Origin of the sequence: Sphingomonas sp. CFBP 13733, assembly GCF_014841795.1 — a bacterium.
In the GTDB taxonomy this organism is placed as follows: domain Bacteria; phylum Pseudomonadota; class Alphaproteobacteria; order Sphingomonadales; family Sphingomonadaceae; genus Sphingomonas; species Sphingomonas aerolata.
This window is the reverse complement of sequence record NZ_JACYUP010000001.1, coordinates 745,587-765,887: the sequence shown is the minus strand read 5'-3', so window position 1 is coordinate 765,887 and position 20,301 is coordinate 745,587. Positions and strand designations below refer to the sequence as shown.

Annotated in this window: 21 protein-coding genes; 9 read left to right on the top strand and 12 right to left on the bottom strand. The window is 66.6% G+C overall.

Annotated features, from left to right (window positions below; translation table 11 throughout):
• Positions 1–28 precede the first annotated feature (28 nt).
• Entirely contained in the window at positions 29–1,315 is a 1,287-nt protein-coding gene (locus IFT71_RS03280) for a glycoside hydrolase family 130 protein (RefSeq protein WP_192139269.1), read from the bottom strand.
• 194 nt (positions 1,316–1,509) lie between these two features.
• Here IFT71_RS03280 and IFT71_RS03275 point away from each other — a divergent pair, with 194 nt between their 5' ends.
• Genes IFT71_RS03275 through IFT71_RS03265 form a run of 3 tightly spaced genes read left to right on the top strand, consistent with a single transcriptional unit; the run spans position 1,510 to position 3,729 of the window.
• Positions 1,510–1,848, top strand: coding sequence for a hypothetical protein (locus IFT71_RS03275; RefSeq protein WP_206757437.1), 339 nt, complete (start codon positions 1,510–1,512; stop codon positions 1,846–1,848).
• A complete protein-coding gene (locus IFT71_RS03270; protein WP_192139087.1) occupies positions 1,845–3,398 on the top strand; it encodes a PepSY-associated TM helix domain-containing protein in 1,554 nt (517 codons plus the stop codon). Before IFT71_RS03275 ends, IFT71_RS03270 begins: the two co-directional genes overlap by 4 nt.
• Positions 3,391–3,729, top strand: coding sequence for a hypothetical protein (locus IFT71_RS03265; RefSeq protein WP_192139086.1), 339 nt, complete (start codon positions 3,391–3,393; stop codon positions 3,727–3,729). Before IFT71_RS03270 ends, IFT71_RS03265 begins: the two co-directional genes overlap by 8 nt.
• A gap of 85 nt (positions 3,730–3,814) precedes the next feature.
• On the opposite strand, the gene IFT71_RS03260 is transcribed toward IFT71_RS03265, so the two are convergent.
• Entirely contained in the window at positions 3,815–4,438 is a 624-nt protein-coding gene (locus tag IFT71_RS03260; protein WP_192139085.1) for a hypothetical protein, read from the bottom strand.
• Positions 4,439–4,547: 109 nt separating this feature from the next.
• On the opposite strand from IFT71_RS03260, the gene IFT71_RS03255 reads away from it, so the two are divergent.
• Together IFT71_RS03255 and IFT71_RS03250 are read left to right on the top strand one after the other, a co-directional pair.
• Positions 4,548–5,216, top strand: a complete 669-nt coding sequence (locus IFT71_RS03255; RefSeq protein ID WP_159510750.1) for a response regulator — start codon at positions 4,548–4,550, stop codon at positions 5,214–5,216.
• The gene (locus tag IFT71_RS03250) at positions 5,213–6,529 is read left to right on the top strand and encodes a sensor histidine kinase (protein WP_244654706.1); all 1,317 of its coding nucleotides are present in this window, start codon (positions 5,213–5,215) and stop codon (positions 6,527–6,529) included. Before IFT71_RS03255 ends, IFT71_RS03250 begins: the two co-directional genes overlap by 4 nt.
• On the opposite strand, the gene IFT71_RS03245 is transcribed toward IFT71_RS03250, so the two are convergent.
• The 9 genes from IFT71_RS03245 to IFT71_RS03205 all read right to left on the bottom strand — a co-directional run bounded on the left by IFT71_RS03245 (position 6,526) and on the right by IFT71_RS03205 (position 16,013).
• A complete protein-coding gene (locus tag IFT71_RS03245) occupies positions 6,526–7,368 on the bottom strand; it encodes a glycosyltransferase family 2 protein (RefSeq protein ID WP_192139084.1) in 843 nt (280 codons plus the stop codon). The two genes, IFT71_RS03250 and IFT71_RS03245, sit on opposite strands and share 4 nt — an antisense overlap.
• Positions 7,365–7,943 carry an SAM-dependent methyltransferase gene (locus IFT71_RS03240; protein WP_192139083.1) on the bottom strand — a complete coding sequence of 193 codons (579 nt, stop codon included), beginning with the start codon at positions 7,941–7,943 and terminating at the stop codon, positions 7,365–7,367. Before IFT71_RS03240 ends, IFT71_RS03245 begins: the two co-directional genes overlap by 4 nt.
• Positions 7,927–8,619, bottom strand: a complete 693-nt coding sequence (locus IFT71_RS03235) for a PIG-L deacetylase family protein (RefSeq protein ID WP_342212579.1) — start codon at positions 8,617–8,619, stop codon at positions 7,927–7,929. The genes IFT71_RS03240 and IFT71_RS03235 overlap by 17 nt, the downstream gene beginning before the upstream one ends.
• A complete protein-coding gene (locus IFT71_RS03230) occupies positions 8,616–9,719 on the bottom strand; it encodes an acyl-CoA dehydrogenase family protein (protein WP_192139081.1) in 1,104 nt (367 codons plus the stop codon). The genes IFT71_RS03235 and IFT71_RS03230 overlap by 4 nt, the downstream gene beginning before the upstream one ends.
• A complete protein-coding gene (locus IFT71_RS03225) occupies positions 9,716–10,639 on the bottom strand; it encodes a glycosyltransferase (protein ID WP_192139080.1) in 924 nt (307 codons plus the stop codon). The genes IFT71_RS03230 and IFT71_RS03225 overlap by 4 nt, the downstream gene beginning before the upstream one ends.
• The gene (locus IFT71_RS03220) at positions 10,636–11,748 is read right to left on the bottom strand and encodes a glycosyltransferase family 4 protein (protein ID WP_192139079.1); all 1,113 of its coding nucleotides are present in this window, start codon (positions 11,746–11,748) and stop codon (positions 10,636–10,638) included. The genes IFT71_RS03225 and IFT71_RS03220 overlap by 4 nt, the downstream gene beginning before the upstream one ends.
• 114 nt (positions 11,749–11,862) lie before the next feature.
• The gene (gene maiA, locus IFT71_RS03215; RefSeq protein WP_192139078.1) at positions 11,863–12,504 is read right to left on the bottom strand and encodes a maleylacetoacetate isomerase; all 642 of its coding nucleotides are present in this window, start codon (positions 12,502–12,504) and stop codon (positions 11,863–11,865) included.
• On the bottom strand, positions 12,501–13,799 hold the full coding sequence (gene hmgA / locus IFT71_RS03210) for a homogentisate 1,2-dioxygenase (RefSeq protein ID WP_192139077.1): 1,299 nt from the start codon (positions 13,797–13,799) through the stop codon (positions 12,501–12,503). Before hmgA ends, maiA begins: the two co-directional genes overlap by 4 nt.
• Before the next feature lie 87 nt (positions 13,800–13,886).
• Positions 13,887–16,013 carry a malate synthase G gene (locus IFT71_RS03205; RefSeq protein WP_244654705.1) on the bottom strand — a complete coding sequence of 709 codons (2,127 nt, stop codon included), beginning with the start codon at positions 16,011–16,013 and terminating at the stop codon, positions 13,887–13,889.
• Positions 16,014–16,105: 92 nt separating this feature from the next.
• Here IFT71_RS03205 and IFT71_RS03200 point away from each other — a divergent pair, with 92 nt between their 5' ends.
• A complete protein-coding gene (locus IFT71_RS03200) occupies positions 16,106–16,993 on the top strand; it encodes a LysR family transcriptional regulator (RefSeq protein ID WP_192139076.1) in 888 nt (295 codons plus the stop codon).
• Here the strand turns inward: IFT71_RS03200 and IFT71_RS03195 are convergent.
• Positions 16,948–17,445, bottom strand: coding sequence for a MarR family winged helix-turn-helix transcriptional regulator (locus IFT71_RS03195; RefSeq protein WP_192139075.1), 498 nt, complete (start codon positions 17,443–17,445; stop codon positions 16,948–16,950). The genes IFT71_RS03200 and IFT71_RS03195 overlap by 46 nt on opposite strands.
• Positions 17,446–17,533: 88 nt before the next feature.
• Between IFT71_RS03195 and hppD the strand changes: the two genes are divergently transcribed.
• The 3 genes from hppD (at position 17,534) to IFT71_RS03180 (ending at position 20,287) form a co-directional block, all read left to right on the top strand.
• On the top strand, positions 17,534–18,604 hold the full coding sequence (hppD, locus tag IFT71_RS03190) for a 4-hydroxyphenylpyruvate dioxygenase (RefSeq protein ID WP_192139074.1): 1,071 nt from the start codon (positions 17,534–17,536) through the stop codon (positions 18,602–18,604).
• Positions 18,605–18,620: 16 nt separating this feature from the next.
• On the top strand, positions 18,621–19,052 hold the full coding sequence (locus IFT71_RS03185; protein WP_197976030.1) for a Rieske (2Fe-2S) protein: 432 nt from the start codon (positions 18,621–18,623) through the stop codon (positions 19,050–19,052).
• Positions 19,053–19,120: 68 nt separating this feature from the next.
• Positions 19,121–20,287 carry an isovaleryl-CoA dehydrogenase gene (locus IFT71_RS03180; RefSeq protein ID WP_192139073.1) on the top strand — a complete coding sequence of 389 codons (1,167 nt, stop codon included), beginning with the start codon at positions 19,121–19,123 and terminating at the stop codon, positions 20,285–20,287.
• Positions 20,288–20,301 lie beyond the last annotated feature (14 nt).

Sequence of the window (20,301 nt, the reverse complement as noted above, 5' to 3'; positions counted from 1 at the left end):
GGCGGCCGCGCCCGAACCTGCCTGTGCGTCAGGCGGGTGCCATGACCGACAGGATATCATCGACCTGTGCGGTGGCGAACGCGGTATATTCGTCGCCGATCGCATAGGGCAGCAAGATGCGGCGCCCCTGCAACAGCCCGCCACAGCTATAGGTGACGTTCGGCACATAGCCGCCACGCTGCTCCGCGCTCGGGAACAGGAGCGGGGAAGGCGTGCGCGCCAGCACACGGCTGGGGTCCGCCTTGTCGAGCAGGCACGCGCCGATGCAATAGCCGCGGACCATGCCGACGCCGTGGGTGAAGACCAGCCAGCCCTCGTCGATCTCGATCGGGGATCCGCAATTGCCAAGCTGCACGAATTCCCACGGATATTTCGGTGCCATGATCGGCGTCCCGCGCTCCCAGGTGTAAAGATCGTCCGAGCGGAGCAGCCAGATCGTCTCGCTGTCCTGCCGTCCGAGCATCACGAACTGGCCATCGATCCGGCGCGGGAACAGCGCCATGCCCTTGTAGCCGGTCATGGCGCCGGCGAGGGGGCGCATTTCGAAGGTCCGCATGTCGACGCCGCGGAGCATTTCCTGCTGAACCTTGCGTCCGTCGAACGCGGTATAGGTCCCGATGATGCTGCGAACGCCGTCATGATCGGTGAAATTGACGAGGCGCAGATCCTCGACCCCCTGGCGCTGGCTGGGCAGCACGGGAAAGATGACCGTTTCCGACGCATCCTGGCTGTCGTCGCATAAGAGCCGGACCCAGCCATCCTGGTTGCGGTCGATTCGCGGCGGCACACCATGCGGGCTTGCCGGATCGATCACGAGGCGATCGTCGGGTCCCCATTCGCCGGTACGGAACGTGACCGAGGAGATATGTCCTTCGCCGATGCCGCGCAACGACAGCACGAACTTGACGCTGCCCGTAGCCGATGCGGGTTCGTCGTCGATCCGCGCGATGCTCGGATTGAAAAGGGCCGCCGACTCGAACGCATATTCCTGACTGAAATAGGCGCCCAGCAGCAGCGCCTCGTCGGCGTCGATGTCGCCGATATCAAGCTCGTCTTGAACCTCGGCAAAGCGGCGGCGGAAGACTTCATCGGCATTGCGATGCCGCTCCTCCATCGGTTTCGCCAGCAGTTCGACCATGCGTTTGCGCAGCGCGGGGTCGAGTGCCATCACCCGCTGCGCCACCGTTTGCGCGCGCGATGGACGATCGGCCGCAAATGCCTCGGGATAGCTGAAGCTGAACGGGCGGATTACCGTTCGCGAAGGATCGGGCTTGAGTTCGATCTCAAGCTTCTTGAAGACGTTGGCAGCTTCCATGCGCGGACCTTTCATCGGGCGGCGTCCTGCATGCGCACACCCTTGCCCCGTTCAGCGATAGACCGCGCGTTTATATCCATGGATCGCATCGCCGCGGCGGATTTCCCTGTGACCTGCTGCTCTCGGACCTGACCGGATATCGTGCAACAACTTTGCTATTGATAACCACTCGCAAAATTCTGTAGGGCGTGACCATGCAGGTCACCCCGCAGCGCACGCCGGATCTAAGGCGAACGGCAACGTCGCCGCGGCGTCGCTTGCGTCCTGCGGTCGTGCCGATGATTGCCCGGATCGGGACCGCGCAGGTCGGCGGCTATGTTCTGGCTTCCGCGGTTGCGACGCTGATCGCGCGGCTGCTGCCAGTGGACCGTGCCGAGGCGACCAGCTGGGGAATGATCCTCTCGTTCCTGGTCTACGCAATCGCCGTGCTCTGGAGCTTTCACGAGCCACGCGTGATGCGTGTCGTACTCGGCATCTGGGGCGGTAGCGTGGCGATCGGTCTGGCACTGGCCGTGCTTGGCGTCCGCCCATGACGGCTGCCTTGCCGCTGCGGCAGAGCATGGCGTGGATCCATGGGTGGCTGGGGTTGCTCGCAGGGTGGCTGCTGTTTGCGATGTTTCTGACGGGGACGGCAAGCTATTTCCGGCCCGAAATCACCCAGTGGATGCAACCAGAGATCCGCGCCACGGCCGTGTCGCCCGCACAGGCGGCGCAAGGCGCGATGACCTATCTGCAGCGGATCGGCGCGGGGGACGACGTCCAGTGGTTCCTCTACCTTCCTGATGCCCGCTCGGCGGTGACACGCGTGTTCGAGCAGCGGAGTCCGACGTCGACGGCGCCTCCGCGCCCCGCCGAACTCACGCTCGATCCCCGCAGCGGGGAGCCGGTCCGTGCGCGCGAAACGCGCGGCGGCGAGCATTTCTATCGGTTCCACTTCCAGCTTCAGCTGCCCTATCCTTGGGGGCGCTGGCTGGCCGGGCTGTGTGCGATGGTCATGCTGGCGGCGATCGTGTCGGGGGTGATCACGCACAAGCGGATCTTTGCCGATTTCTTCACGCTGCGCTGGAACAAGGGACAGCGGAGCTGGCTCGATGCGCATAACGTCTCGGCCGTGCTCGCGCTGCCCTATCACGCGATGATCACCTATACCGGGCTGATCACGCTGGTGGCGCTGTACATGCCGTGGCCGGCGATGGTGAACTACAAGACGCCGCTCGATTACGGGGCGGTCGCATTTGGCATTCCGACCGAGCGCGCGGCGACCGGCATTGCCGCGCCGCTGCTGCCGATCGGCCCGATGATCGAGAAGGCCGAAGCGGTGCTCGGCGCGCCTGCGACCCGGGTCGTGGTACGTCATCCCAACGACCGCGCGGCAACGGTGACCGTCTATCGACATGCCGGCGTGTCGATCAATGCGCGGCTGCCATCGGTGACCTATTCGGGAAGCACTGGGCAGTTACTCGAGCGATCGGGCGGCACCGGCCCTGCGCTGATGACCGCGGGGGTGATGCTCGGTCTGCACGTCGCGAGCTATGCGGGTACCGGGCTGCGCTGGGCCTATTGCCTGCTCGGCCTGACCGGCGCCGCGATGGTCGGTACGGGCCTGTTGCTCTGGACGACCAAGCGGCGGCGGCCGGGCGCGGCGCCGTTCCCGGGGCTGACGCTCGTCGAGCGATTGAACATCGCGGTGATTGCCGGGCTGCCGGTCGGGATGGCAGCGTATCTCCTGGCGAACCGAGTGATTCCTGCCGATGCGGCCGGGCGCGCGAATGGCGAAGTCGCCGCGATGTTCTGGGCCTGGGGTGCGGTCGCAGTCATGCAGCTGGCCCGATCGCCGCGGCGCGCCTGGATCGAAGGGTTCGCGATCGGCGCCATCGCCTTTGCCGCAATTCCGGTCATCAATGCCGTCACGACCGCGCGCGGTCTGCCGGCCTCATTGCGTGGCGACGACCCGGTATTTGCCGGGTTCGACCTGACCATGCTCGCGATCGCCACCGTGCTGGGGATGGCAGCATGGCGTGTCGCGCATCTTCGTCCGGCGGCTCCGGTACGACGTCCTGCCCGTGGAGTGGTTCATGCTTGAAACGATCATCGTCACACTGGTGGGCTGGATGCTGCTCGCGGCCTCCGCGTTTCGCTATCGCCGGGATCTCGGGATCACCGCACCCGGGACGATCCGGCTGTTGCGGATCGCCGCCGCCGCCGCACTGACGCTGGCGTTCCTGCGGTGCGGGGCGCCGGTCAGCGGCGAACGCGTCGTGCGGTTTCTGGGTGGCGGCTCGATCGCGGCGGTCATCATGGTCGGCACGCTGTCGGTCGCGCCGATGCTCATTTTGCGGCCCGTCGTCCTGATCCTCGGCATGGCGCGTGCCCTACGACCTTCGAAAGACGAACACCGTACCGCTTCGGCCTGACGGCGGAAGCGGCACGGAGGGTGCCGGTCATTCGCGATTGGCCTGAGGACTCGATCCGCCACAGTTGTGGCGGATCGCAACCATCCTAGCGATTTACCGCGGCAGCCGGTGCGCGGGGTAGCGTTTGCGCGACGGGTGTGCCGACGGGTGCCGGTGGCGGCGTGACACCGGTTACGGATGGGGCACAGCCTGGGACGGTGGACGGCGCCATTGCCCCGGGAGGGGCCAAGTTCGCGCCGCCCGGTGGCGGGGGCGGCGGACCATCGTGGCCGGGACCACCGGGGCCGCGAGGGCCACCGGGGCCATGCGGCGGCGGCCCGCCCGCGGGGCCGGCGGCGACGATCCGCCCATTCGGATCGACCAGATAGGACGCGCGCAGCTGTCCGTTGTCGTAGCGCCCCTGTACCGTCATCGTCGCACCGGCAGTGACGCCATCACCGTTGCGGCCGGCATCGATCATCGTCCGCCCGGTTGCGTCCTGAAGGACGAAGCGGTCACCGAAGATCTCGACCACACGGCCCTTTACCGTCACCACGCCGCTCGTGCCCGACAGTCGGGCGATCGCGGTCGGCGTGGTGGGTGCCATCTCGATGCCGGGCCGCGTCAGCGATACGGCGCCGGCGCCGCCTGCCACGCCGACTGCGAGCAGGGCGGCAGCGGCGAGTTTCATCCGCGTTCCGCGGTTCAGTGTGTCCATCAAACGGGGCATTCATCGTCTCCTCTTCGTGTCGATGCCGGCTTCTAGGCGCCGCATCCCCACGGCCCGCTGAACTTCCCCGTTCAGTTTGGGTTTAGCGTTCACAGCTAGCGAGGTCGTCATGCGTATATTGCTCGTCGAGGACGATCCCGATCTCGGCCCCGCGCTCGCCAAGGCCTTGCGAGGCGAGAATTGCGCGGTCGATCTTGCCGCAAACGGCGTCGATGCGGGGCATCTAGGCGACACCGAGGCCTATGACGCCGCCGTGCTGGATCTTGGCCTGCCGGGCCGAGACGGCGTCACGATCCTGCGGGACTGGCGGGCGGCGGGGCGCGACCTTCCCGTGCTGATCCTGACCGCGCGCGACGGATGGTCGGACAAGGTGGCGGGGTTCAAGGCGGGGGCCGACGACTTCATGACCAAGCCGTTCCGCGTCGAGGAACTGGTCATGCGGCTGCGCGCGCTGGTGCGCCGGGCGGCGGGGCATGGCGCCACGCGGCTCGAATGCGGCCCGCTCGCGTTCGAGACGCAGACCGGCCAGTTCGAGCTCGACGGATTGCCGGTCAAACTGACTGCGCTCGAATGGCGGGTGCTCTCGGCGCTGATGCTGTCGAAGGACGCCGTGATCGAGCGGCTGGCGCTGATGGAGCGTGTCTATGAGGGCGATGCGGACGTCGATTCGAACAGCCTCGAGGTGATCGTAGGTCGCCTGCGCAAGAAGATCGGCGCGTCGCTGATCGATACCGTGCGCGGCCGAGGTTACCGGCTCGCGACGCCGATACCCCGATGAGGCTGATCCCGCGGTCGATCCATGGGCGGATGCTCGGCCTTTCACTACTCGCTACGCTCGTCGCGCTTGCGGTCGCGGGCGCGGCGATCGCCGGCGTGCTGCAGCGGTTCGTCACCCAGGGGCTCGACCAGCGGCTCGATGCCGAATTGTCGCTGCTTGCCGGTGCGGTCGATGGCGATGGGCGGATCGACCGGGCGCGACTGACGCGGCTTCGCGGCCTGCTCGATGCCGGCCCCGGCTGGCAATGGCAGATCAGCGGTTCGGCACAAACAGTGAGTTCCGCCGAATTTCCAACGCTGCGGACGCCCGGCCCGGCACCGCGAGACGCGCTGCGCGGGGAAGGGGAGGCGCGTCCGGAACCACTGGAAGGGCGGGACGGGATCCATGCCCGACGGATTTCGATCGCGACGGACGCGGGGCCGGTGGTGCTGACCGCAGCGGCACCGCGCGACGTCGTCGCCCGACCGATCCAGGCGGCGGTGGTGCCGTTGCTTGCGACGCTCGGCATCCTTGGCATCCTGCTGGGCGTTGCGACGCTGGTGCAGGTGCGGATCGGGTTGCGACCGCTGCGCGCGTTGCGCGACGGTGTAGCCGCGATGCGCAGGGGGGCCACCAGTGTGTCCGAAGCGCAGCCCGACGAGCTTCGTCCGCTCGCGATCGAACTGAACGCACTCGCGCGGGACAACGCGTCGGCGCTCGCGACCGCGCGCGCGTCGGCGGCCAATCTGGCGCACGCGCTGAAGACCCCCGTCGCGACGCTTGCGCTAACGCTGCGTGACGATCCGGCCCAGGCGGCGCAGCTTGCGCGCATCGATGCGACGATTCGGCATCACCTCGCGCGAGCGCGCAACATCGCCGGCGGTCATGGGAGCAGCACCGCACTCGCCCCCGCTATCGCCGATCTGGTGTCGACGATCCGGCGGCTGAGGATGGAACGCGGCGTCGTGATCGATGCCGCGATCGATCCCGAGCTGCACGTCGCGGTCGATGCCGCCGATCTCGACGAGCTGGCGGGCAATCTGATCGACAATGCCGCGCGGCATGCGGGCACAAGGGTGCGCGTCTGCGCAACGGTCGATCAGGGCATGATCCGGCTCAGCGTCGTCGACGATGGCCCAGGCATCGCGCTGGCGGACCGTCAGCGGGCGACCGATGCTGGCGTGCGGCTCGACGAACGCGAGGACGGCCATGGGTTCGGACTGGCGATCGCGCGCGAGCTCGCGGCGCTGTATGGCGGCGTGCTGGTCCTCGACGATGCCGCGGGCGGCGGGCTCTCGGCTTCGGTCACCATGCCGATCGGTGCCGCGGTCTAGGATTGGCCCGAATGCGCGGCGATCATGTCCGCGGCGTTTGGACGGCGCAGGATGCAGATGCCGTCATCGCGATAGTCGATCAGCCCCATCGCGACAAAGGCGTCGAGCCAGCCCTGCATCGGCCACCAGCCCCAGCGCGCATGGAATACCGTTGCGTTGCGGACGATGTCGTCGAGATGCTGGACGGGCGGATCATAGCTGTCGTGATACTGATGACAGGCGATCGCCCCGCCGACGAAGATCAGCGGGGTTTGTGCATGCTCGGCGCGAAAGCCGAAGTCGGTGTCCTCCGCGCCATAGCCGACGAACGCCTCGTCAAAGCCACCCAGCATGTCGAACCGTGATCGGCGGATCGCGAACGCCAGCGACCAGAACAGGCCGGGATTGGTTTCGCGCCGCGTGCCCGTTGCGGGAAAGCTGCGCACCGGATGTGGCCGCCCGGTTGCCAGCAGGACCTCTTCGTTCCATGTCGAACGCGCGTCGTCGGGTCCGAGATAGCGGATATCCGCGCAGAGCAACGCATCGTCCGCATCGAGTACCGCACCCATCCTGCCAAGGCACTGCGCCATCGGGATACAGTCTACGTCGAGGAACAGCAGATGTGCAGACGTCGCGTGCCGTGCTGCAAGGTTGCGCGCGGCGGCAAGCGCGAGAGTGCCGGTCTGGAGCCGATGGACGTGGACGGGGAAGGGCGCCTCCGGCTGCGCGACCGGGTCGCTGCTCATGTCGACGACGATCAGTTCGGCGGGGGCGACAGCGCTCCGTTTCAAGCCCTCGACCAGCTGGATCAGATGGGGTTCGCGGTCCTTGACGAGGGTCAGGACGGAGAGCGGCGTCATCGCAGGGACCACAGGTCGAGGCGGTACGCGGCGGTCCGTTCCGCACGCTCGACCGCAAAATCGCCGAGCCGGTCGCGCAGCTTGGTGACGGCTGCGTCGCCGGTCTGTGGATAGTCGGTATCGCCCGTCCAGTGTACGAGCATGATGCGGCAATCGGGCGTGGCGCTGGCGCGGATCGCCGCGGCTGCGCGCTCGATGTCAGCGTCGTCCCAATAATAGACGACCTCCGACAGCACGACGAGATCGAACGCGTCGTCCGGCGTCTCGGCCGGGAAGCCACAGCGGGCGATCGTGACATTGGGCAGTGCGGCGCAGCGCGACCGGGCAAGCTCGACGGCGCGCAGGCTGATGTCGATCGAGGTCAGGGTATCGCACAAAGGCGCAAGCCGCGCGGTCAGCACGCCGTGGGCGCAGCCGATCTCAAGGGCGGAACGATAGCGTCGATCGTCGATCGCGGCGATCGTCGCATCGAACTTTGCGGCTTCATACGGGCTCGAGGCGAGCGACCAGGGATCATCGTCGCCGGTGAAGACGTCGTCGAAATAGCGCGCGTCGAGGCTATGTTCGGGTCGCATGTCGGCTCGCCAGATAGAGGAGATCGGTGCCCGGCATGCGCTGCTGCGCGCGCGGCAGGCGAAAGCCGTCGCCCATCAATCCGGTCAACTGGCTGCGGTGCGCGCGGAGCGCGGCGCTGCGCCGGGCGGTCGGCATCGCCGCGGTACGGACGACGCGCCTGCCCGCGGGGCGTTCGCCCCAGACGGCATATTCGAAAACCGCGACCGGCCTGCGCGCCGCGTGCGCAGCATGCACCGCAAGCGTAAAGCACGCGGCATGATCGCAATGCGGCTCGCCTGCCGCGGTGGTCGCAATCGCGTCGACCGCGTGCCGGCGCAGCAGGATCGCCAATTGCCGGACGGATCGACGGAACGCGGCGCTTCCGGGGCGGTGCGGGTTCGCGTCGTGCCAGTCAAGAAACTGCGGGACGATCCGCCGTCCGCCGGTCAGCAGCGCGACGGCGTGCCGTGCCTCAACGCGTCGTCGCCGGATGAGCGCGCTACGATCCGCCGGCGTCGGGCACGGATGCGAACCCGATCCGTCGGTCAGGATCATCACACCGGCAAAGCGATTGCGAGCCGCCGTATCGGCGATCAATGCCCCCGTGCCGAGCGTTTCATCATCGGCGTGCGGCGCGAGCACCAGCCACCGCGCGCTGTGCCAAGGACTTCGGCTCAGTGCAGTCGCGGGGGTCACCACAAGCGGTCGCCGGCGCCCCAGACGTCGCGGTCGAGCCAGGCGAGCGCCGCCTGATCGCGCGCATAATCGGGGCCTGCCTGACGCAGATAGAGGCTGAGGTCGCGGCTGATCTTGTCCGCACGCTCACCATCAAACGCGCTGCGCGTACCGAGAAGACGCGCGGTGGCTTCCATGACGTCGAGCGCGGCACGTTCGACGACCCCGCGCGTCATCTGGACGAAGATGGTGGCGTCGGCCTCCTCACGCGCGGCACGTCCCGCAGCCTCGCGGATCCACAGATAGGCGGTGCGCGCGGCAACGACCGCCTCGGCAAAGCGCGCACGCTGGACGGGATCGCCGCGTGCAGTGTCGGACATGGCGCGCCGGGTCTCGGTCAGTAGCCCCTCCATGCCGCCGAGCTGCACTGCCAAAAACCGCCATGCCCCAACGGTGAACCGGGGTTCGCGGTCATAGTCGCCGGGTGCGCCCAGCGTCTGCATGGAGCCGGCGGGATAGCCCGAACATTCGTAGCGACCACTCATGCTAGCGCGCATGCCGCGCACGCGCCAGCGTGACGCGTCGGTACGCACGGGATCATCGGCCGGGATGACGACGATCGGACGCTGCCCCGCCGCCGGACGCGCGGTGACGATTGCATAATCGATACCGCCGGCGCCGCTTGCGAAGTGCTTGGCCCCATCGAGCACGGGGCCGTCGGGACTGTCGACCACTGCGACGCCGGGCGGAGGTTCGGTCGCCCAGACGCCGAACCATGCACCGCGGTCTAGCTCGGTATCGAGCCAGGCGAGCTGATCGGCCGATGCATACCAGTCGAACAGCGCGAGCGCATTGACATGGCCCTCGAACAGCCGCCCGACGCTGAGGTCGCCGCGTCCGACCGTCCGCAACGCATCGAGCAGCTCGTCCGGTGCACCATTGGCCTGGCCGCCAAGTGCACGCGGGGCGAACCGCCGGTGCAGGCCGTGGCGGACCAGTGCGGCCATGCTGTCCGCGGGAAACATGGGGGCGGCATCATAACGCTCGCCGCAGGACGCGAGCATCTCGACGAGGTCGAGGGACGGCGTCGCGGCGGCAGGCCGTGCAGTTGGGCCACTCATCGGTCGAGCCCCAGCGGCATGTCGCAGCGCATCGGCGGGAGCAGGCGTTCATCGCGCGCGACTCCTGCATCACCGCCCGGCTGGTCGCGGCGCATCCGTCGCCACGCCGCGCGTGCGCGCCACTGATCGAACGACGGCAGAAACGTGGGCTCGCCGCGCGCGACGCGGACGGACAGCGCCTGCATATGGTCCGCCATGCCCCCGGTCGCGCGACCGATGGTGCGCGCGGACACACGGGTCCACACGCTCATCGGATGGCCGAGGCGACCACCCGCTGCGACCGCCGCCTCGACCAGTGCGCGGTCTTCCCCTGCAGGGATTGCCGGAACGCCGCCTGCCGTACGGTAGAGCGGAGCAAGAATCGCCAGGCTCGCGCCGGTATGGTCGCCGTGACGGGGTGCCGGATCCCAGCGGCACGGATCAATGTCGTCCTCGATCGCGCGAACACAGGCCCAGTAGCGGTCGAGCTTGACCTGCATCGCGTTCATGTCCGCCGCGAGCGGTTCGGCATCGTCGACGACGATCCGGCCGCCGACGATATCGAGCCCCGCGTCGATCGCGCGCAGCATCGCCGAGATCCAGTCGGACGGCGGCCGGGTATCGGCATCGGTGGAAATTAGAACGCCGCGATCCGGATCGATGCGTGCCAAGCCGGCGTCCATCGCCAGGCGTCGCGCGGTGCCGGCATGCGCGCGCTCGGGCGGAATATCGTGGCAGGCCACGGCGAGATGCAGTCGCTCGCCCCAGGCTGCCTGTGCCCGGGCCACCGCGGCGACGCTGTCATCGACGGTGTTGTTGATCAAGATCGAGACGCGGATCGGTCCATCCACGTCCTGTCGCGCGAGGGCGTCGAGCAGAATTGGCAGACGGTCTGCCTCGTCACGCGCGGGCACGCATACGCAGAAGCGGGCGTCCGTCATGCCGCCCCCGCCAATGTGATCGGATAGTCAGACGCGCGGCCCCGTGCGGCGTGGCGCGTCGGCTGGATCATCTCTTCGTACAAATCCTCATAGCGGTCGATCATGACGTCGGCGTCGCAGATCGCCTCCGCCCGCAGGCGGCAGGCACGGCGGTCGAGCAGCACCGCCCGCCGCGCGGCATCCGCGAGCGATGCGACATCGTCCGCGCGTGCGAGCGTGCCACAGGACTCGTCGAGGAGCGCCGGAATCGCGCCGCGCGCAAAGGCGGCGACGGGCGTCCCGGACGCGAGGGCTTCGGCGACCACCAGCCCGAACGGTTCTTCCCAGCGGGGCGTACAGAGGAACGCACTCGCGCCGCCGACGAGCGCGCCGAGTGCCGCATGCTCGAGATGCCCGACATGCGTGACGTCGGCGCCGAGCCGCGGCAGGATCTCGGCCGCATAATAGTCCGGATCGGAGATCGGTCCGGCGATGCGGAGCGGATAGCCTGCCAGCCTCGCCGCGTCGATCGCCAGATGAAGGCCCTTTTCGGCGACGATCCGCCCATACCAAACGAGATAGCGGTCGGGACTTGCGGCAGGTTGGAAGGGGAAGCTCGCAAGGTCGATACCGTTCGGGATCGTCCGGTCGATCGGCGTCACGTGGCTCCACAGACCACGGATCGTATCAGATACGGCAACGAAGCGCATCGATGGTGACTTGCAGAGGCGGATGCCGCTTTCCAGCCAGCAGAACGGGGGCGTGTGCAGCGTCGTGACCATCGGCGTGTCGAGCGTTTCTGCCATCGAGACGGGAAGATAGTGGAGAGAGTTGTTGTGGATGACGTCGAACCGCCGGTTCCGCAGCATGCTCATCAGCCGCAAATAGGCATGGTGTTCGCGGAAGAACGTCACGTCCTGCGCTTCGGCGGTGCCGGTTTCGAGAAGCGAGGTTTCGTCGCAGATCGCCTCGAGCCCCATTGCCGGATCGGATTTCATCGATGCGAATACTGTGACCGCATGTCCACGTCGGCGTAACGCGGTCGCCAACAGGTGCGTATGCATCTCGAGGCCACCGGCAAAAGGCTCGCGGATGGCATATTTGAGATGCGCAATAATCGCGATTCGCATTCCGACCCCTTCACCAGCGATCACGATCTACGTCGCGTCGATTCGGTAAGAAACGCATCAATTCGGCTTTTATGTCCGCTACTCGGACCGGGTTTGTGCTAATCTATATCAATACTATAGCGGGTCACGGTCAGGCTGCATGTCGGCATGTGCAGCGGCGAAGGCCGGCAGCGTCGCGGCGTTCGCGGCGGCGGTGGCCAGACAGGGGTAGCGTGAGAGATCGACGGCGAAGCGTTCGGCCGCATAGACCTGCGGCACGAGATAGCAGTCGGCCAGCGTCGGCGCGGCGCCAAAGGCATAGCCGTCGCCATGCCGAGCGATCTGTGGCTCGATCGCATCGAATCCCGCGGTCATCCACCGCGCGATCCAGGCTGATACCTGATCGGGCGCCGCGGCGAAATCTGTCCTGAGTGCATCAAGGATCCGCAGGTTGTTGACCGGATGAATGTCGCACCCGATCGTCGCCGCAATACCGCGCACGATCGCGGCCTCGGTCGGGTCGGCGGGCAATAGCGGCGGCGCTGGATAGGTCGCGTCGAGCCATTCGAGGATGGCAGGCGACTGCGTCAGGATCGTGCCGTCGCCAATGTCCAGCGCGGGCACCAGCCCTTGCGGGTTAAGCGCGAGATAGCGCGCGTCACGCTGCGCGCCGGTCCTGAGATCGTGCGTGCATTGCTCATAGGCGCACTGCTTCAGGTTCAGCGCGATCCGCACACGGTACGAGGTCGTCGACCGCCAATAGCCGTGCAGGATCATGCCGGCAGCATTGCCTTGGGGAAATCGGCCCAGACCGCGTCATAGTCGAGCTGGGCATGCGCCAGCGCATGCGGCGTCGGTCGGTAGGGCCAGCAACTCTCCACCATGAAGGCCATGGTCCCGTCGATCTTGTGCGGCTTGAGATCGGCGTTCGTAGCGGCGGTCCAGCTATCGAGATCGGGACCGTGGCCTGCCATCAGATTGTGCAGGCTCAGACCGCCGGGCGTGAAGCCGGCCGCCTTGGCGTCATAGGCGCCGTGGATCAGACCCATCGCCTCCGACATGACGTTGCGGTGGAACCAGGGCGGGCGGAACGTGTCCTCGGCGACCATCCAGCGCGGCGGGAAGACGACGAAATCGGCATTGGCGCGGCCGGGTACGTCGGAGGGCGAGGTCAGAACGGTGAAGATCGACGGATCGGGATGGTCGAAGCTCACCGTGTTGATCGTGTTGAACCGGGCGAGATCATAGCGCCACGGCGCCAAGTTGCCGTGCCACGCCACGACATCGAGCGGACTGTGCTCGAGCGTCGTGCACCACAGCGAGCCCATGAATTTCTGGATCACCTCGAACCGCGTGTCGCGATCCTCGAACCAGGCGACCGGCGTTTCGAAATCGCGCGGATTGGCCAGCCCGTTCGCGCCGATCGGACCAAGATCGGGAAGACGAAACAGGGCGCCGTGGTTTTCCGCGACATAGCCCGTTGCCTGTCCATCAGGTAGCAGCGCCCGGAACCGGACACCGCGAGGGATCAGCGCGATCTGGCCGGGCGCGACCATGATCCGCCCGAGCTCCGTCAGAAGTTCGAGGCGGCCCGCTTGGGGGATGAAGAGCAGTTCGCCATCGGCGTCGACAAACACCCGCGCAGTCATGTTGCGGTTGGCGGCATAGAGGTGGACCGCGACGCCCTCCAGATCCGCAGGATCGCGGGTGGCAAGCATCGTCGTCATGCCGTCGATCAGGTCGGTTCCCGCTGGCGGCGGCGCGCTCGGGTCCCAGCGCAGCCGGTTGGGCGCCAGTGGCCCGTCCTGCGCGCCCGCGGCGAAGCGGGCGGCGCCGTCATACCGGACATAGGGCGGATGTTCGGCGGTGGGGCGCATGCGGTACAGCCAGCTCCGCCGGTTCTCGTGACGCGGTGCGGTGAAGGCCGTGCCTGACAGCTGTTCGGTGTACAGCCCGAAGGGTGGTCGTTGCGGCGCATTGTGGCCGACGGGCAGCGCGCCTGCGACGGCCTCGGTCGCGACATGGTTGCCGAAACCCGAAATATAGCCGGTGTCGGCCGGGTCATTGGCCATCGTAACACTCTCCTCGCGCACCCCTGTTCGACGTGCCGCGGGGGCCGGGGGTTTCGAGAAGGACGATGGCCCCCGGCCAATATGGTGTCAACTGTTACCAGTTTGCGCTGCTTTTGCATCCTGTCGGAAGCGGTGAAGAAGGGGTTCGGTATAGCCGTTGGGCTGATCAAGGCCTTCAAAGACAAGCGCGCGGGCGGCGCGATAGGCAAGACTGGTCGCTTCATGCCCGGCCATCGGCCGATAGTGCGGATCGGAAGCGTTCTGCGCGTCGACCTTGGCCGCCATCTTCACAAAGGCGGCATCGACCTCGGCGGGCGTCGCGATGCCGTGGAGCATCCAGTTCGCCATATGTTGCGAGCTGATCCGCAGGGTCGCGCGATCTTCCATCAGGCCGATGTCATGAATGTCAGGCACCTTCGAGCAGCCGACGCCCTGATCGATCCAGCGCACGACATAGCCGAGAATGCCCTGCGCATTGTTCTCGAGCTCGTCGCGGATCTCGTCGGGGGACCAGTTATGGCCGTGTGCGAGCGGGATCGTCAGGAGCTTCTCGATCGGCGTGACGGGCTCGCTCTGTCGCGCCGCCTGTCGCGCGAAGACGTCGACGCGGTGGTAATGCGTCGCGTGAAGCGTCGCCGCGGTGGGTGAGGGGACCCAGGCGGTGTTGGCGCCGGTCATCGGGTGCGCGATCTTCTGTTCGAGCATGTCGGCCATTCGATCGGGCGCGGCCCACATGCCCTTGCCGATCTGCGCGCGACCGCTGAGGCCACAGGCGAGGCCGATCTGGACATTGCGATCCTCATAGGTGGCGATCCAGGCGCTCGCCTTCATCTCGCTCTTACGGATCATCGGTCCGGCGCGCATCGCGGTGTGCATCTCGTCACCCGTGCGATCGAGGAACCCCGTGTTGATGAACACGATGCGGTCCTTCACCGCGGCGATACAGGCGGCCAGATTGGCCGAAGTGCGGCGTTCCTCGTCCATCACGCCGACCTTGATCGTGTGGCGGTCGAGGCCGAGCAGATCCTCGACCGCGTCGAACAGCCGATTGGTGAAGCCCGCTTCGTCGGGGCCGTGCATCTTCGGCTTGACGATGTAGATCGAACCCTGGCGGCTGTTTCGGAAGCGACCGGTGCCGTTCAGATCGTGCAGCGCGATCATCGCGGTCACGATCCCGTCGAGAATGCCCTCGGGCGCCTCCGTCCCATCGGGCAGATGGATCGCGGGCGTGGTCATCAGATGGCCGACATTGCGAACGAACAACAGGCTTCGTCCCGGCAGGACGATCTCCGATCCGTCCTGCGCGGTGTAGCGCCGGTCGTCCTCCAGCGACCGGGTCAGCGTCTGACCTCCCTTGTCGAACTGCGCCTCCAGATCACCCTTCATCAGGCCCAGCCAATTGGCATAGGCCGCGACCTTGTCGTCGGCATCGACCGCGGCGACCGAATCCTCGAGGTCGACGATCGTCGTGAGCGCGGATTCGAGCCGGACATCGGCAAGGCCGGCGGGGTCGGACGCGCCGATCGGATGGTCGCGATCGATGACAAGTTCGATGTGCAGGCCATTGTGGCGCAACAGGATCGTGCTGCCGGCATGGCCGCGGAGCTGATCCGGTTGTGCCAGCACGGGCGAGCTGCCGTCCCAATCGGTCCATGAGCCCGACGCAAGCGGCACGCTGGAATCGAGGAACGCCTTGGCCCAGGCGATTACCTGTGCACCGCGGTCCGGATCATAACCCCGACCCGACGGCGTTCCGGGGATCACGTCGGTGCCGTAGAGCGCGTCGTACAGGCTGCCCCAGCGTGCGTTTGCGGCGTTGAGGACGAACCGGGCATTGAGGATAGGCACGACGAGTTGCGGGCCTGCCAGCCGTGCCACCTCGTCATCGACGCAGGTCGAGGTCGCCACGAACGGCGCAGGCTCCTCAACAAGATAACCGATCTCGCGGAGGAAGCGCGCCCGGGCATCCGGATCGACGGGGCGGCCGCCAAGCGCGCCGTACCAGGCGTCGATCTTCGCTTGCAGCGCGTCGCGGCGGGCAAGCAGCGCGCGATTTTCGGGCGTGAAGCGGGCGTAGATGTCGGCCATTCCGGACCAGAAGGCGGACGGGTCGACCCCCGTGCCGGGCAGCGCCTGGTCCTCGAGAAACCGTGCCAACGGTGCCGCGACACGCAGCCCCGCCTTGTCGATCATGCCGTCTGACGTCGCGGTCATCGCTCTCTCCCTATCTGACGATAATCCTATACGACCGCCAGGCTGTTCGGTAGACGATCAAGTGTTGAAGCTGTCGATCACTGGGGGAATGAATGGATCCGGATGCTGCCTTGTTCGTCGACGTCGTCGCGGCAGGAAGCCTGAGCGGTGCTGCCCGTTTGCGCGGCATCTCTCCGGCGATGGTATCGAAACGGATCGTCCGGCTAGAGACGCGGCTCGGCGTGCGCCTGCTCAATCGGACGACACGGCGGCTCGAGCCGACGGCGCGAGGCGAGCGGTATCACGCGGACATGGTCGCGATCCTCGCCGCGATCCGGGAGGCCGAGGGGCGGGTCGGCGACCGGGCCGCCGGGCCGAGCGGTCCGCTCCGCGTCAGCGCACCGACGTCGTTCGGGCGCTTGCACATCGCACCCCGGCTCAAGCCCTTTCTTGACGCGCACCCTGACATCGCGCTCGAACTGAATCTGTCCGACGGTTTTTCGGACCTGCTCGGCGAGGGGATCGACCTGGCGATCCGGATCGCGCCGACGGTCGAGCCGGGTTATGACGCGCACCGGCTGGGCGACAGCCGCCGGGTCCTGTGCGCCGCACCCGCCTATCTCGAAATGGTGGGAATTCCCGGCAGCGCGGCGGCGCTGGGTGACCATCGGCTGCTCGCGGCGCGCGGGCAGATGCCGTGGCGGCTGACGGGGTCTGACGGCGATTTCACGATCGATGCCGCGAGCCACGTGCGCACGAATTCGAGCGAGGTCGTGAGAGAACTCGCGCTGTCGGGCGTGGGGATCGCGCTGCGGTCGCTGTGGGACGTCAGCAGCGATCTGGCGGCGGGGCGGCTCGTTCGCGTGCTGCCGGCGATCGCGGGGAGCGCGGATGTCGGGATCTTCGCGCTGCACCCGCGCGGTGCAGTGCCGTCGTCGGTCGTTGCGCTGCTCGACTATTTACGAACGCTTTGGACACCGTCACCGCCCTGGGCCGGCTGATCAAGCGCGCTGGTCACCGCGTCGATCCGACGGAGCATCGCCGTGAACGCGGCGACTTCGGCCGGATCGAACTGGGCAAAGATCCGCGCCTCCAGATCGCGCGCCTTGGGTGCGACCGCAGCGTAAAGCGTGCGGCCGGCATCGCTGAGCATCAACAGGTGCGAGCGACGGTCGCTGGCATTGGCGCGCCGTTCGAGAAGGCCTCGCTCGACCAGCGCGATCGCCGCGCGGCTTACCGTAACCTTATCCATGCGCGTACGATGACCGATTTCCGCCTGCGTAATGCCGCCGGTTTCGGCGATGACGGCGACCAGCCGCCATTCGGGGATCGAGAGGCCGAACAGCGATTCATAGCTGCGCGCGATCGTGTCGCTGACGAGGTTCGACGTGAACGACAGCCGGAACGGGATGAAGTCGTCGAGCAGAAGTGGGCGGTCGGATGAAGCGGTCATGGCACGGGATAGTATCAGTTGACACGATCTGCGCAAACGCGCAGTTGGTATCCAACGATACTATAAAGCTGTGAGAGGCTGTCGCATCATGGAGCATATGGACGTCAACCCGATGGGGTTGGATGGTTTCGAGTTCTGCGAGTTCACATCGCCCGATCCGGCGGCGATGGGCAAACAGTTCGAGCAATTGGGTTTCGTGCCCGCGTCCCGGCATCCGACCAAGGCAGTGACCCGCTACAAACAGGGTCGCATCAACCTTCTGCTCAATGCGGAGCCGACGGGGCAGGCCGCGTCGTTCCGCGCCGACCATGGTTCGTCGGCCAATGGCATGGCGTTCCGTGTCGCGGACGCCAAGGCGGCCTTCGACGCTGCGCTGGCACGCGGTGCGAAGGCGGCCGATGCATCGCTCGGGGCGCTGGGCGACGAGAGCTACGCGCTGGAGGGGATCGGCGGATCGTTGCTCTATCTCGTCGACCGTCATGGCGGCGCGGGCAGCCTGTACGATGCGTGGGATCAGATCCCGGGTGCGGCGGAGGCCGAGGCAGAGAATTCGGTCGGTCTAGATCTGCTTGACCATCTTACCCACAACGTAAAGCGCGGGCAGATGCGGACCTGGTCGACCTTTTACGGTCAGATTTTCGGGTTCGAAGAGCAGAAATACTTCGACATCAAGGGCAAGGCGACGGGCCTGTTCAGCCAGGCGATGATCGCGCCCGATCGCGCGATCCGGATTCCGCTGAACGAGAGCCAGGACGATCACAGCCAGATCGAGGAGTTCATCCGCGATTATAATGGCGAAGGCATCCAGCATCTCGCGCTGACCACCGACGATATCTACACGACCGTCGAGAAACTGCGGGCTCGCGGCGTCCGGCTGCAGGACACGATCGAGACCTATTATGAACTGGTCGACAAGCGCGTGCCGAACCATGGCGAGGATCTCGAGCGGCTGCGGCGCAACCGGATCCTGCTCGACGGCAATGTCGGTGAGGAGGGGCTGCTGCTCCAGATCTTCACCGAACCGCTGTTCGGGCCGATCTTTTTCGAGGTCATTCAGCGCAAGGGCAATGAGGGGTTCGGCAACGGCAACTTCCAGGCGCTGTACGAGTCGATCGAACTCGACCAGATCCGGCGTGGGGTGATCACGGTCGACGCGTGACGACGTCATGACGGACATGCAGGGCCAGCCGGGCGACGACAGTGCCGTGAGCGATGCGCCGTCGTCGGTGCGGCTGTTCGCCACGCCGGCCGGGATTGCGCTCGGGTCGATCGAGGCGATCGCACCCGGCCAGTCGAGAGGCTATGTCGTGCAGATGCGCGCGGGCCGGTTCCACGGTTTTGCGGTTCGGCGCGGTGACGGGGTCGTCGGCTATGTCGATCGCTGCCCGCACGCCGGACTGCCACTGGCGCGCACCCTCGACGACTATCTGAGCCCGAATGGCGAGCTGATCGTTTGTGGATGGCATTCCGCACTGTTCAGAATCGACGATGGCCGCTGCGTCGGCGGTCCCTGCATGGGGCAAGCGCTTGCGGTCTGGCCGATCACGGTCGTAGACGGCGTGATCACGACGCTCGGCACGACGGCCTCGGTCACTGACCGACGCTGAATGCCGGGTGAGAACGGTAATGAAAACAGCCCGGCAGGCCACGGGAATAATGCGGTAAGGAGAGTTTCGTGACGCCAGATTTCGACTTCGCGCTGGGCGAAGCCGCGGACATGATCCGCGACACGACGCAGCGTTTTGCGAAGGAGAAGATCGCTCCGTTGGCGGCTAAGATCGATGCGGAGGACTGGTTTCCCCGCGAGCTCTGGCCGGCGATGGGCGAGCTGGGGCTTCACGGCATCACCGTCGAGGAAGAGTATGGCGGGCTCGGGCTCGGCTATCTCGAGCATGTCGTTGCGGTCGAGGAAGTATCGCGCGCATCGGCGTCGATCGGCTTGAGCTATGGCGCGCATTCCAATCTGTGCGTCAATCAGATCCGTCGCTGGGGCAATGCGGAGCAAAAGGCGAAATATCTGCCCAAGCTGGTGTCGGGCGAGCATGTCGGAAGCCTCGCGATGTCCGAAGCCGGGGCGGGATCCGACGTCGTGTCGATGAAGCTGAAGGCGGTGAAGACCGAGAGCGGCTATGTCCTGAACGGCACCAAATTCTGGATCACCAACGCGGCCTATGCGGATACGCTCGTCGTCTATGCGAAGACGGGCGAGGGATCGAAGGGGATCACCGCGTTCCTGATCGAGAAGGACATGCCGGGTTTCGCGATCGGGCAGAAGATCGACAAGATGGGCATGCGGGGATCCCCCACCGCGGAGCTCGTCTTCACCGATTGCCACGTGCCGTTCGACGCGGTGATGGGACCGGAGAATGGCGGCGTCGGCGTGCTGATGTCGGGCCTCGACTATGAGCGCGCGGTGCTCGCGGGCATTCAGCTCGGCATCATGCAGGCCTGTCTCGACGTGGTCATCCCCTATGTCCGCGAACGCAGGCAGTTCGGGACCGCGATCGGCCAGTTCCAGCTGATCCAGGCGAAGGTCGCGGACATGTATGTCGCGCTGAGTTCCGCACGTGCCTATGTCTATGCCGTCGCGCGGTCGTGCGATGCGGGCAAGACGACGCGGTTCGACGCGGCGGGCGCGATCCTGCTGGCGAGCGAGAGCGCGGTGAAGGTCTCGCTGGAATCGATCCAGGCCCTGGGTGGCGCGGGGTATACCAAGGACTGGCCGGTCGAGCGCTTCATGCGCGACGCCAAGCTGCTCGACATCGGCGCGGGGACGAACGAGATTCGCCGGATGCTGATCGGACGCGAACTGATCGGTGCCGCGCCCAAGGTGATGCAATGAGCGTGCTGATCAGG